Origin of the sequence: Microbispora catharanthi, assembly GCF_006334915.2 — a bacterium.
Lineage (GTDB): Bacteria > Actinomycetota > Actinomycetes > Streptosporangiales > Streptosporangiaceae > Microbispora > Microbispora catharanthi.
In genome coordinates this window covers 155,615-168,877 of record NZ_VDMA02000007.1, presented here as the reverse complement: position 1 = coordinate 168,877, position 13,263 = coordinate 155,615, and the positions used below count along the sequence as shown (strand labels likewise).

Annotated in this window: 9 protein-coding genes; 5 read left to right on the top strand and 4 right to left on the bottom strand. The window is 71.9% G+C overall.

Annotated features, from left to right (window positions below):
- Positions 1-11: 11 nt before the first annotated feature.
- From FH610_RS15390 to FH610_RS15380, 3 genes are all read left to right on the top strand, one after another.
- Complete coding sequence (locus FH610_RS15390) at positions 12-1,181, top strand: hypothetical protein (protein ID WP_139575111.1); 1,170 nt, start codon at positions 12-14, stop codon at positions 1,179-1,181.
- A complete protein-coding gene (locus FH610_RS15385) occupies positions 1,181-1,957 on the top strand; it encodes an SDR family oxidoreductase (protein WP_139575110.1) in 777 nt (258 codons plus the stop codon). Before FH610_RS15390 ends, FH610_RS15385 begins: the two co-directional genes overlap by 1 nt.
- A 68-nt stretch (positions 1,958-2,025) precedes the next feature.
- On the top strand, positions 2,026-3,177 hold the full coding sequence (locus FH610_RS15380; protein ID WP_139575109.1) for a sulfotransferase family protein: 1,152 nt from the start codon (positions 2,026-2,028) through the stop codon (positions 3,175-3,177).
- A gap of 2 nt (positions 3,178-3,179) precedes the next feature.
- On the opposite strand, the gene FH610_RS15375 is transcribed toward FH610_RS15380, so the two are convergent.
- The 4 genes from FH610_RS15375 to FH610_RS15360 all read right to left on the bottom strand — a co-directional run bounded on the left by FH610_RS15375 (position 3,180) and on the right by FH610_RS15360 (position 9,085).
- On the bottom strand, positions 3,180-6,158 hold the full coding sequence (locus tag FH610_RS15375) for a caspase, EACC1-associated type (protein WP_139575108.1): 2,979 nt from the start codon (positions 6,156-6,158) through the stop codon (positions 3,180-3,182).
- 3 nt (positions 6,159-6,161) lie between these two features.
- Positions 6,162-6,578: an effector-associated constant component EACC1 gene (locus FH610_RS15370; RefSeq protein ID WP_205825794.1), complete on the bottom strand. Its 417-nt coding sequence runs from the start codon at positions 6,576-6,578 to the stop codon at positions 6,162-6,164.
- Positions 6,579-6,721: 143 nt separating this feature from the next.
- Positions 6,722-8,218 (bottom strand): sugar ABC transporter ATP-binding protein, encoded by a 1,497-nt coding sequence (locus tag FH610_RS15365; RefSeq protein ID WP_240808984.1) that lies wholly within the window; start codon positions 8,216-8,218, stop codon positions 6,722-6,724.
- Positions 8,219-8,284: 66 nt separating this feature from the next.
- Entirely contained in the window at positions 8,285-9,085 is an 801-nt protein-coding gene (locus tag FH610_RS15360; protein ID WP_205825793.1) for a DeoR/GlpR family DNA-binding transcription regulator, read from the bottom strand.
- A gap of 342 nt (positions 9,086-9,427) precedes the next feature.
- On the opposite strand from FH610_RS15360, the gene FH610_RS15355 reads away from it, so the two are divergent.
- On the top strand, positions 9,428-11,977 hold the full coding sequence (locus tag FH610_RS15355; protein ID WP_205825792.1) for a PA14 domain-containing protein: 2,550 nt from the start codon (positions 9,428-9,430) through the stop codon (positions 11,975-11,977).
- A 129-nt stretch (positions 11,978-12,106) separates the two neighbouring features.
- Positions 12,107-13,180 carry an ABC transporter substrate-binding protein gene (locus FH610_RS15350; protein WP_139575106.1) on the top strand — a complete coding sequence of 358 codons (1,074 nt, stop codon included), beginning with the start codon at positions 12,107-12,109 and terminating at the stop codon, positions 13,178-13,180.
- The last annotated feature ends 83 nt before the right edge of the window (positions 13,181-13,263 follow it).

Genomic DNA, 13,263 nt, shown 5'->3' with positions numbered 1-13,263 from the left:
GAGGGAGTCCGATGGCCACGGAACCGTTCGCCCGGGCGATCGCCGAGGCCGAGGAGATCATCCGCTCCGCGCCGCACGTGCGCACCGAGCAGGACCTGGCCGAGGGCCTCGACTACCTGGCGGGCGGCATCAAGGCGGCGTTGCACATGACGTGGGCCTACGACCGCGACTTCCCCTTCTTCGCCGCATCCACCGGCCCCTACGCCAAGCTCGGCCTGGACAACCCCGACACGCTCTACTTCCACGCCTACATCCGGGACGACGCCGAATACGTGGTCACCGGCCGTCGCGGCACCACGGCCGACCTGAGCTTCCAGGTGCTCAACGGCGACTACTCGCCCGCGCGGTCGCCCGACAGCCTCACCGCCTTCGACGACCGCGACATCGAGATCGCCCCCGACGGGTCGTACGAGCTGCGCTTCGGCCCGCCCGGCACAGGGGCCCGCTTCACGCTGGGGCCCGGCGCGGCGATGCTGATCGTGCGCGAGGTCTTCTCCGACTGGGACGCCGAGCGGCCCGGCGAGATCCGCGTCCACCGCGCCGACACGCTCGGGTCGGCGCCCCCGCCCCCGGACGCGGACACGATGGCCAGGCGCTACGAGGTGGCCGCGAGGATGCTGCTGGGGCGGCTGCGGACGTTCCTCGCGTTCCCGGAGCGGCACTACCTCACGCTGCCGGTCAACACGATGACCGAGCCGCGGCCGACGCCGGGCGGCCTCGCGACGCAGTATTCCTCCGTCGGCCACTACGACCTCGACGACGACCAGGTCGTGGTCGTCACCGTGCCCGCCGCGGGCCGCGACGTCGCGCCCTACCAGGGGTTCCAGCTCGGCAGCATGTGGTACGTCTCGCTCGACTACATCAACCACCAGACCAGCCTCACGGCCGACCAGGCCCGTCACGACCCCGACGGGAAGATCCGCTACGTGGTCGGCGAGCGCGACCCCGGGCTGGCCAACTGGCTCGAACGCACCGGGCACCGCCGCGGCTACCTGCAGATCCGCTGGCAGCGGCTCACCCGCCCACTCGGACCCGGGGACGGCCCCGAAGTGGAGGTGATGCGGTTCGAGGACCTGCCGTCCCGGCTGCCCTACCACGATCGGCAGCGGGTGAGCCCGGGGGAGTGGGCGGCCCGGATCGCCGCCCGGCAGACCGCCGTCGCCAGAAGGATGCCGGGCTGATGCCGCTGAAGGACCGGGTCGTCGTGATCTCGGGGGTCGGGCCGGGGCTGGGGCGCGGCCTGGCGCTGCGGTGCGCGGCGGCCGGGGCCGACGTGGTGCTGGCAGCCCGGGGCGAGGAGCGGCTGGCCGCGGTGGCGGAGGAGGTCGCGCGGCTCGGCCGCCGAGCGGTGCGGGTGCCGGCCGACGTCACGGACGAGGCGTCGCGGCGGCGGCTGGTCGCGACCGCGCTGGAGACCTGCGGCCGCGTCGACGGACTGGTCAACAACGCCTTCGCGATGCCGCCGATGACGGACCTCGTCGACGTGGACCTCGACGCGGTGCGCGCCGCCTTCGAGACCAACGTGCTCGCCGCGTTGCGGCTCACCCAGCTCTTCGCACCGGCGCTCGCCGAGCACGCGGGCTCGGTCGTGATGATCAACTCGGCGGTGCTGCGGCACTCGCGGCGCACCTTCGGGGTGTACAAGATGGCCAAGGCCAGCCTGCTCGCCCTCGCCCAGAGCCTGGCGACCGAGCTCGGGCCGCGCGGCGTGCGGGTCAACAGCGTCGCACCCGGCTACATCTGGGCGGACAACCTGAAGCGCTACTTCGAGGCACTGGCCCGGCGGCGCGGCGTCCCCGTGCGGCAGGTGTACGACGAAACGGCCGCCACGCTCGACCTGCGCAGGCTGCCCGAGCCCGACGAGATCGCCGACGCCGCGGTGTTCCTGCTGTCCCCGCTCGCGCGGGCGATCACCGGCCAGTGCCTCGACGTCAACTGCGGCGAATGGCACCACTGAGCAGTTTCGATCAGCACGGAGCAGTTCGATCAGCACCGAGCAGTTCGATCAGCCCGCGGAGGAGACCGATGAGCACGGGACGCGACGGCGTCGGCACGATCGAGGACCTGCACGCCTGGGCGAGCGGCGCCACCGGCCTGACCGACTTCGGGGACGACCCCTACCGCGACGGCCTCGGCGTGCTGCTCGAGTCGTACGCCCGGGACGCGGCGCTCACCCCGCAGGGCGCCCGGGCGGCCCGCGCGATGCTGCGCGGCGCGCTGACCGCCCGGCTGCGGTGCGAGGAGGCGTGGCGGCGGCACCCGGAGCACGCGGCCCTGCCCGTCGAGCGGCCGATCTTCGTCACCGGCCTGCCGCGCACCGGCACCACCGCCCTGCACCGGCTGCTGACCGCCGACCCCGCCAACCAGGGGCTGGAGCTGTGGCTGACCGGCTCCCCCCGGCCGAGGCCGCCGCGCGAGACCTGGGCGGGCGACCCGGAGTATCGGGCCGCCCAGGCCGCGTACGAGCGGCACCACGTGCGCCATCCGGAGTTCATGGGCGTGCACTACATGTCGGCGGACATGGTCGAGGAGTGCTGGCGGCTGCTCCAGCAGTCGATGCGGTCGGTCTCCTTCGAGTGCCTGGCCCACCTGCCCGCGTACTCGGCCTGGCTGGCGGCGCGGGACTGGACGCCCGCCTACCGGCGGCACCGGCGGATCCTCCAACTCGTCGGGCTGGGCGACCCCGGCCTGCGGTGGGTGCTGAAGAACCCCAGCCACCTGTTCGCCCTGGACGCGATCATGGAGGTCTACCCCGGAGCGCTGGTCGTCCAGACCCACCGCGACCCGGTCACCGCCATGGCGTCGATGTGCAGCCTCGCCGCGCAGGCGACCGCCGGATGGTCGGAGGCGTTCACCGGCGCGGTGATCGGGCGGGACCAGCTCGACCTGTGGAGCCGGGGCCTCGACCGCTTCCGCGCCGCCCGCGCCCGGCACGACCCGGCCCGCTTCTTCGACGTGCGCTACGAGGAGTTCGTCCGCGACCCGCTCGGCACGGTCGAGGCCGTCTACGCCCACTTCGGGCTGCCGCTCGGCGACGTCGCCCGTACGGCCATGGCGCGCCTGCACGAGGAGAGCCGCTCGGGGGAGGCCCGGCCGTCCCACCGGTACGAGTTGTCCGGCTTCGGGCTGACCGCCGAGGAGGTCGAGGCGCGCTTCGCCGGCTGCCCCGCCCGCTGACGTCAGCTCGGGCGGGGCGAGACAGGGGTGGAGAGAACGGCGAGGGCGCGGCCGGTGGCCGCGTCCCAGAGCCGGGCCGTGCCGTCGTAGCCGCCGCTCGCCACGACCTTGCCGTCCCCGCTGAAGGCGAGCGCGGCGACCTCCCCGGAGTGGCCCCTCAGGGTGCGGATCTTCCGGCCGTTCGCGGCGTCCGAGAGCACGATGGTGTGGTCGTACCCGCCGCTGGCCAGGATTGTGCCGTCCGGGCTGTAACACAGGGCGGTCACGTGTCCCAACGTGTGACCGCTCACGGTCGTCACGACATGACGGGTGGAGGTGTCCCAGATCAGGACCGTGGTGGTGGCCAGGCTGTTCGTCGCGATCGTCCGGCCGTGCCGGGGGCGGAAGGCGGCCACGGTGACGCCCGAGAGCGGGCCGCCGTCGCCGAACCGCCCGGTCAGGGCCCCGGTGGTGCGGGAGGTCTTCACGTCCCAGAGTTCGACGGTCCGGTCGAGGCCGGCGCTGGCCAGAGTCGTGCCGTCCGTGTCGAACGCCACCGCTTCGACGAAGCCGTTGTGGGAGTTCAGGACCTGACGGCTGTCGCCGGTCTCGGGGTTCCAGAGCCTGACCGTCGTGTCCACGCCACCGCTGGCCAGGATCGTGCCGTCCGGGCTGAACGCCAGCGCGGGGATGGCGCCGACCCCGGCCACGCTGGGGCTGGGGCCGGTGCCGAGAGTTTCCCGCCCCTGTGAGTGGCCGACCAAGGTGTTCTCGAGACGGCCGGTGGCGACGTCCCAGAGCCGGATCTTGTTGTCGCCGTGTCCCGTGGCCAGCGTCTTCCGGTCAGGGCTCAGCGCCATGGAGAAGATCCCGCTGTCGTGCTCCTCCACGATGGAGCCGGGGATCATCCGCATCAGGCGGCCGGATGCGGGATCCCACACCCGGGCCTGCGGTTCGAGGTAACTGGCGGTGATCAGGAGATCGTCCAGGAAGAGCACAGAGGTGACCGCATCGTTGCCATGGGTGGAGGAGGAGGCGCCGCCCTGCGAAGCGAGCGAGGCCGCCCACTTCGTGACGGCCGCCGAGGCCACCGCGAACCCGGCGAGAAGCAGCATGCGCCGCGTCAGCATGCCCCGTCCGGCGCGGAGCGGGTAGGAGTCCCGCTGACGGAAGTACGAGGCGATCCTCATCAGTTCGACGTAGACGACCAGCTCCGGCAGGCCCAGCAGGGCGCCCCGGGTGAGGAGCTCGGCCAGCCATATCACGGGCAGGATCCCCACCGTCGCCGCCGCCCACGCGGGCCACAGGGAGATCCGCCAGGCCGCCACGGCGAAGAGCGTCACGCCGAGCAGGACGACGAACAGGAACAGGATTATCCAGATGTCTCCGAACAGTCCGGTGCGCGCCGCGACGGGCGGCCCGGCGACCGTCGCGACGAGCAGCCCGGAGATGCCGAGCTGGAACGGCAACCGCCGACCCGGGCTCAGGCCGGCGCGGACCAGACCGGTGCGTGCCGGGACGAATCCCCAGAAGGCGGCCACCAGAGCCGCCGGCGAGAGCAGCCAGCTTCCCGCCGCGATGCTGACGGACGTGTCGTACGTGGGGGAGAAGTCTCTGTTCCCGTAGGTGATCGCGCCGACCAGCGCGGCCACGCCGAACAGCGTGTTCAGGACGGCCGCCGCCGCGGATCCGGCCAAGGCGAGCGTCGGCCGGCCTGCCGTCACCCGTCCGGACACCGGCTCTCCGGAGGGTGGGGACGCCTCCGGGGAGGACCTCTCGGCCACCGGGAAAACCGCCTGACGACCAGGCGCGGCGGCGTGCTCTTCGGCGACAGGGACACGAGGGGGCACAGGCGGCGGCCCGGAGGCCTCCGGCGGGGTGAGCGCGTCCGCCCGCGACGAGGCCGGTGCCGTCGCGGTCGCCGCCGTCGTCGCAGCGGAGCCGCCGGTCTCCGTTTCGGGCGACTCGGACGGTGCCGCCGGTGCGGCGGGCGCGGCCGGTTCGGGTCGCTCCGGGGGTTCGGTGGGCTCGGGTGGTTCCGGTGATGCGGGCGGGTCGGCGCCGAGGGCGCGCAGCCTGGCGGCGGCGGCCGCCGAGACCATGCGGCTGTCGTCGTCGGCCAGCCGCAGGAGCGCCTCGTGCACCCGGGCCCTGACCAGGCTATTGCCGACCCGGTAGAGGTGGTCCAGCGTGTCCACGGCGTTCAGCCGGTCCCCGGCCATGGGGCTCGTGAGGGCGTGGCCGACGTGCGGAGGCAGCGACCAGTTCACGTTCCGGGCGATGACGGTGCGGCCTTCGACGTTGTCCTGGCGCTTGGGCCGCTGCTGCGGCATCTCGGCCACGACGCGGTCATAGACGTAGCCGTACAGTTCGTCGAGCGTGATGTCGCCGTCGCCGTCCAGGTCGGCCCGGCCGGTGCGCAGCCCCTCCACCAGGTGCCGGGTGAACACCGATCGCGGAGCCTCTCCATGCACCCGGTCGCCCTCGAAGGCGTACTGGGTGGCGTCGGTGGCGGTGAGGACGGTGCGGCCGCGCCCCCGGAACTGGTCCAGCGCGTGCACGTCGTCACCGGCCTTGGCGAGCCGTCCGGCCGGGTAGGCCCCGCTGTAACAGCAGTCGAGGATGAGGACCTTCCGGCGTGACGCGCATCCCTCCATCGCGTAGTCGATCTGCTCGCCGGATATGGCGGTGAAGATCAGACTGTCCCGCCGGGTGTCGCGCATGGCCAGGTAGAGCCGGCCGTCGTCGTCCTTGAGGCCATGACCGGTGAAGTACAGCAGCGTCAGGTCGTCGCCGCGCCGGTCGCGGTACAGGTCGGCGATGGCCTCCCCGACCCGGTGATTCGGCTCGTTCACCAGCGTGGTGACCTCGAAGCCGCCGATCTCCGGATCCCGGAGCACGGCGGCGAGTGTCTCGGCGTCGTGGGCCGGAGCCGTCAGGCGACGCAGATCCGCGTCGTCGTACAGGTAGGTGGCGATCAACAGCGCCAACCGGCGGCCCATGCGCTATCCGCCCGAATGCCGCCGGATGAAGGCGCCGATCAGCTCGCGCCGCTCGGCGGCCGTGGCCCGCTCGAGTTCGAGGGAGTCGCCGTCGACGGTGACCACGATCCGGTGCCGTGCCGACTGCCGGTCGAGCCAGTCCTGCAGCATGCCGACCAGCGAGGTGAACACGCCGCCGGAGGCGCTGAAGGCCACCAGGAGCGCGCCCACAGTGACCGGGTCGGGGCTTTTCGCCCCCTCGGGCGCCGGGCCGCCGGGCGCCGTCCGGATCGACTCGACGCCGACCTCGCTCAGCTCCCGGCGAAGCCTCCGGGTGAGCCGGTCGTGCAGGTCGGCGTCCATGTCGGCGTGCACGTCCGCGTCCGGCAACAGCTCCACGCGCATGCCGATCAGGCCGCCGGCCTCCGGACTTCCGTTCATCCCCGCTCCCTCGCCCGCGCCGCGCGGGCGGAGCCCGTGTGTCGCCCTGCTATCGTCGCCCGCCCCTGCTGCCGTTACAACACGCGCCGTTACACCATGCCCTTGCTGGAGCACGCGGCGGCCACCGGTTCTGAGGCGAGGGGTCAGCCCGCGGCGAGCGCTCCCATGATGCGGTCCTCGCTGATCTCGGGCCCGGCCAGCTCGCCGACGACCGCGCCGTCACGCAGGACCACGACGCTGTCGCAGTTCTCCACCAGTTCCGACACGTCGGAGGAGATCAGCAGGATCGCCAGCCCGTCCACCGCCAGGTCGTCGAGGAGCGACCGCATGGCCAGCTTGGTCGCGATGTCGACACCCCGGCTGGGCTCGTCGAGCAGCAGCACCTTCGGGTGCATCGCCAGCCAGCGGGCCAGCAGCACCTTCTGCTGATTGCCGCCGGACAGCTCCCCGGCCGCCTGCCGGGGCGAGACGGCCTGGATGCCCAGCCGCCGCATGAACGTGGCGACGATCCGGTCCAGGTGCGCGTCGGAGACGATCCCCGCGCGGGACAGGCGGGGGAGCGCGGCCAGCGCGATGTTGTCGCGGACCGACAGGGTCGGCACGATGCCCTCCACCCGGCGGTTCTCCGGCACGAGCCCGACACCGGCGCGGATCGCGTTCCTGATCGACCACTTGCCCGCGGGCGCGCCCGCGATCGTCACCTCACCGGCGTCCACGCGCAGCGCGCCCGCGATCGCCTTCGCGGTCTCGCTGCGCCCCGCGCCCCGCAGGCCGCCGAGGCCGACCACCTCCCCCGTACGCAGGGCGAGGGAGACGTCGCGGAGCACGTGGCGGCGGGTCAACCCCCGGGCTTCGAGCAGGGGCTCGTCGGCGGGCGCGCCTGCGGACTCGCCGGTGACGGCGGCGTCCGCCCCCTCGGCGTGGAAGGGCCTGCCGAGCAGGAGCGAGACCAGCCTGCGGCGGTCGAGGCCGGCGAGCGGCCCTGTGTGCACCACCCGCCCATCACGCAGCACGGTCACCCGGTCGCAGATCTCGTAGAGCTCGTCGAGCCGGTGGGTGACGTACAACACCGCCCGGCCCTCGTCGCGGAGCCGGGAGATCGTGCCGAACAGGACGTCCAGCTCGTCGCGCTCCAGCGCGGAGGCGGGCTCGTCCATGACGACCAGCCGCGCGTCCGCGGACGCGGCCCGGGCCAGGGCGACGAGCTGACGCGCGCCGTCGCCGAGCGAGCCGAGCGGCCGGCGCGGGTCGGCGCGCAGGCCGTAGAAGGACAGCAGCTCGGCGGCCCGTGCGTGCATGGCCGCGAAGTCGATCAGGCCGAGGCGTCCGCGCGGCTCCCGGCCGAGGAACAGGTTGGCGGCGATGCTCATCGTGGGGACGAGCCCGGCGTCCTGGTGGATCGTGGCGATCCCGAGCCGGGCCGCCTCGGTGGGGGAGGAGAGGGCGATCTCCTCCCCGAGGTAGCGCAACCGGCCGGCGTCCGGCCTGCACACCCCCGAGAGCACCTTGACCAGTGTCGATTTGCCCGCGCCGTTTCCGCCGACGAGCGCGTGGACCTCCCCGGCCCGCAGGGCCAGGGTGACGTGGTCGAGCGCGGGCGCGCCTTGAAAGCTCTTGCAAATACCTGCGGCCTGCAGCACGGTTGCCTCCGCCTCGAATGGTGAGCCCGGCAGGAAACAAACCCGTAACGAGGCCGTCACATTCGATCAAATGTGGGCAACGTGCAGGCGTACGCCCTTGCCGCCCAGCTCGTCGAGCACGTCGCGCGGGGCGGCGTCGTCGGTGACCAGGTGGTCGATCTGCTCGGCGGACACGGTCTGCACCATCGCGTCGATGCCGATCTTGGTGTGGTCGGCCAGCACGACGACCTCCTCCGCGGCGGCGGCCAGGGCCTGGTCGACGCAGGCGACCTGCATGTTCGGGGTCGACAGCCCGCGGTCGGCGGTGAGCCCGTTGCCGGAGATGAAGGCCCGGCGCACGCGCAGCCCGGCGAGGGACCGCTCGGCCGCGCTGCCGACGAGGGCGAGGATCGGCCCGCGCAGCGTGCCGCCCGTCAGCATCACCTCGATGCGCGGGGAGTTGGCGAGGGCCTGGGCGACCAGCAGCGAGTTGGTGACCACGGCGAGCTCGGCGTGCCTGCTCAGCCTGCGGGCGAACTCCTGGGTGGTGGTCCCTGGGCCGATGACGATTGCGTCCCCGTCCTCGACCAGCGACGCGGCCAGGTCCGCGATGGCGGACTTCTCCGCCGAGGAGAGCGTCACCTTCTGGACGTAGCTGGCCTCCCTGTTCAGGTCGCCCGGGAGGGTGGCGCCGCCGTGGTGCCGGTTGAGCAGGCCCTCCGACTCGAGCGCGCGCAGGTCGCGGCGTACGGTGACCTCCGACGACTGCACCGCCTGGGCGAGCTCGCGCAGCGAGACGGCGCCGTTGGCCCGCACCAACTCCAGAATGCGCTGGCGGCGCTCGGCCGCGAACACGGGCCGGCGCCCGTCGCTGTCCGTGTCGACCACGCCCCCACCCTCCGCTGTGACCGGATCCGATCATAGTCGACCAGCCAAAGCGCCGCACCGCTGACCGGAAATGAACGAATTTGATCCGATCTCTTGACCGGATAGCGTCCGCGGTGCTTATTTGAGGGCGATAACCGACTCGATCCTGTCCGAAACTGATCGGTCCCGTTCGGAAGGTGCGTTCCCCGCGTGCCCCACGTCCGCGGGTCCGATCTCGACCCTCCCCCCACGTCATGGCAGGTGGTCGCCGGCACGCCGTGCGGAGCGCACCGCCGCGCCGGCCGCACGCGGCCACGCCGTACGGCGCGTCCGCCCGCCCCCTGCCCGCAGGAAAGGATCCCTGTGAGAAAGCCCATCCTCTTACTGCTGGCCGTCGTTCTCGGCGCCGTCTGGCAGGTCGCGGGGCAGGGCCCCGCGACCGCCGCCGGCGCCGAGCGGCACGGCCTGCGCGGCGACTACTACCTGTCCTCGGCAGCAGGGAAGTTCGACTTCGCCCAGCTCAAGGCCACGGTGATCGACCCGGATCTCGAGCTGCCCGACCTCAACCCGGTCTTCACCTCGCTGACCGGGCGGGAGGACGACGTCACCGTGCGGTGGACGGGCCGCATCCAGCCCGCGTACTCCGAGGCGTACACCTTCTCGGTCATCGGTGACAACGGCTTCCGGCTCTGGGTGGACGACACGCTCGTCGTCGACCACTGGGTGGACGACTGGGACAAGGAGCAGACCGGCACCCCGATCACGCTGCAGGCCGGCCAGAAGTACGACATCAAGGTCGAGTATTTCGAGCACTTCGGCGGCGCCAACCTCCACCTGCGCTGGCAGAGCGCCAGCCAGCCCAAGCAGGCCGTGCCGGCGGACGCGTTCTACCTGCCCGAGGGCTTCGACCCGCCGGGGCCGGCCGGCGCCGCCGTCGACGCGGCGGGCGACACCGCCACTCTCGACTTCGGCGACACCGCGCTCGCGGCGCTGCCCGCGGGCGCCGCCGAGCACTTCGGCCTGACGGTGGCCGGCACGAAGTGGCAGGTCGCGTCGGCCGCCCTCGACGGGACCACGAAGGTCACGCTGAAGCTCGCCTTCCCCATCCCGCGCCTGGCCGCCGACATCCGGGCCTCCTATGACGGCAAGGGCGGCCTCGCCAAGGCGGACGGCACCGCGATCGAGGCGTTCACCTGGGTGCCGGTGTCCAACGGGTCCACCTATGTGCTGAAGACCCGCTGGTCCGACAAGGTGGACGCGAACAACCCGCTGCCCGACTACCCGCGCCCCCAGCTCGTCCGCGACCGCTGGCAGAACCTCAACGGCACCTGGCAGTTCGCCGCCGCCAAGGAGGGTGAGGCGCCGCCCTTCGGCCGCGACCTCGGCGAGCGGATCGTCGTGCCCTACCCGGTGGAGTCGAGCCTGTCCCGCATCGGCCGCCACGAGGACCGCATGTGGTATCGCCGCACCTTCGAGGTGCCGGCCTCCTGGAAGAAGGACCGCGTCCTGCTCCACCTCGACGCCGTGGACTACGAGTCGGTCGTCTACGTCAACGGCAAGCAGGTCGGCACCCACAAGGGCGGCTACGACAGGATCACCGTGGACGTGACCGGCGCGCTCACCCGCAAGGGCCCGCAGGAGCTGGTCGTCGGCGTGACCGACCCGACCGACAACGGCCGCCAGCCCATCGGCAAGCAGCGGCTCAACCCGGGCAGCATCTGGTACACCCCCGCTTCCGGCATCTGGCAGACGGTCTGGATGGAGCCCGTCGACAACACCCACATCGAGGCCGTGGACACGATCCCCGAGGTGCTCGGGCAGTCCCTGCGGGTGAAGGTCAGGGCGAGCGGCGACGCCACCGCCGTCGTCACCGCCCGCGCCGGCAAGCGCGTCATCGGCAAGGTCTCCGGCCCGACCGGCAAGGAACTGGCCGTGCCGATCCCGGACCCCCACCTCTGGTCGCCCGACGACCCGTACCTGTACGACCTCACGGTCGAGCTCAAGGGCGGCGACAAGGTGGAGAGCTACTTCGGCATGCGCTCCATCTCGGTCGGCAGGGTGAACGGCACGACCCGGGTCCTGCTCAACGGCACGCCGGTCTTCCAGTTCGGCCCGCTCGACCAGGGCTACTGGCCGGACGGCATCTACACCGCGCCGACCGACGAGGCGCTGCGGTATGACCTGGAGCAGACCAAGGCGCTCGGCTTCAACATGGTGCGCAAGCACATGAAGGTGGAGCCGGACCGCTGGTACGCCTACGCCGACAAGCTCGGCCTGCTCGTCTGGCAGGACATGCCGTCGATGTTCGGCGCGGCGAGCGCGGCCGACAAGACGCAGTTCGAGAGCGAGCTGAAGGAGATCGTCGACGAGCACCGCAGCAGCCCGTCGATCGTGATGTGGGTGCCGTTCAACGAGAGCTGGGGCCAGTACGACATCTCCAGGATCGCCGACTACGTGAAGAGCCTGGACCCCTCTCGGCTCGTGGACAACATGAGCGGCATCAACTGCTGCGGCGCCCAGGACGGCGGCAACGGCGACGTGATGGACTACCACATCTACCCCGGACCCGGCAGCCCCGGTAAGCCCGGCTTCTTCCGGGCGTCGGTGCTCGGCGAGTACGGCGGGCTCGCCCTGCCGGTGATCGGGCACACCTGGACCGGCGGCGGCTGGGGCTACGCGGTCGAGGCCGACGGCGAGTCGCTGACCAAGCGCTTCCTGGAGATGGACGACGCCCTGCGCACGCTGCACGCCTGCAACGGCCTGAGCGCGGCCGTCTACACCCAGACGACCGACGTGGAGACCGAGATCAACGGCCTGATGACCTACGACAGGGCCGTGACCAAGCCGGACGTCAAGCGCTTGCACGACGCCAACACCGCGCTCACCGGAGAGATCCTCCCAGCCTGCGCCTGACCCGCTCGGCACAGCGGCGGCCCGGACGGCACATCCGGGCCGCCACCCCCCACCCCCCACCCCCACGGCGTGTCGTCCTCCTGACCGCCGGACGCGCCGTGGCACCCCCCGATCAGAAGAAGGATCACCATGAAGTCATATCCCCGCACGGCCGTCGTCGCCCTCGCCGTGCTGCTCGGCGCGGCCGGCTGCGCCAAGTCGGAGGAGACCCCGGCCGCCGCGGGCCCGAGCGCCGCGGCGTCCGCGCAGCAGCAGGTGGTGCAGACCCCGGCGGACTCGGCCGGCCCGACCTGCACGCTCGACCAGTTCGGCGGCACGAAGTTCGACCTGAAGACCGCCACGGTCGGCTTCTCCCAGTCGGAGAAGGAGGCCAACCCGTTCCGCATCGCGGAGACCAAGTCCATCAAGGACGAGGCGGCCAAGCTCGGCATCGCCGACCTCAAGGTCACCAACGCCCAGTCGCAGTTCTCCAAGCAGATCACCGACGTGCAGCAGCTCATCGCCCAGGGCGTGAAGCTGCTCGTCATCGCGCCGCTGAACTCCGACGGCTGGGAGCCGGTGCTCCAGCAGGCCGCCGCCAAGAAGATCCCCATCATCACGGTCGACCGCAAGATCAACGCCAATCCGTGCAGCGACTACCTGACGTTCATCGGCTCGGACTTCTACGAGCAGGGCAAGCGGGCCGCCGACCAGATGATCAACGCGCTGAGCGGCAAGGGCAAGGTGGCGATCCTGCTCGGCGCGCCGGGCAACAACGTCACCACCGAGCGCACCAACGGCTTCAAGGACCGGATCAAGGAGAAGGCGCCCGAGATCCAGATCTCCTTCGAGCAGACCGGTGAGTTCGCCAGGGAGAAGGGCCAGCAGGTCACCGAGCAGCTCATCCAGTCCAACCCCGACATCAACGGCATCTACGCCGAGAACGACGAGATGGCGCTGGGCGCGGTGACCGCGCTGAAGGGCGCGGGCAAGGAGCCGGGCGCCATAAAGATCGTCTCGGTCGACGGCACCCGCAGCGCCGTCCAGGCCATCGCCGACGGCTGGCTGCACGCGGTCGTCGAGTCCAACCCCAGGTTCGGGCCGCTCGCCTTCGAGACCGCGCAGAAGTTCCTTGACGGCCAGCCGATTCCGGACAAGGTCATCATCTCCGACCGCGAATACGACGGCTCCAACGCCGAGTCGTCCCTCGGCGAGGCCTACTGACCTGCCACAGCCCGTCACGGACGCCCGCGTGCGTCCCGGGCCTCCGCACGCACTCGCGCGCGGAGGCCCGCGCGAGGAAGGGA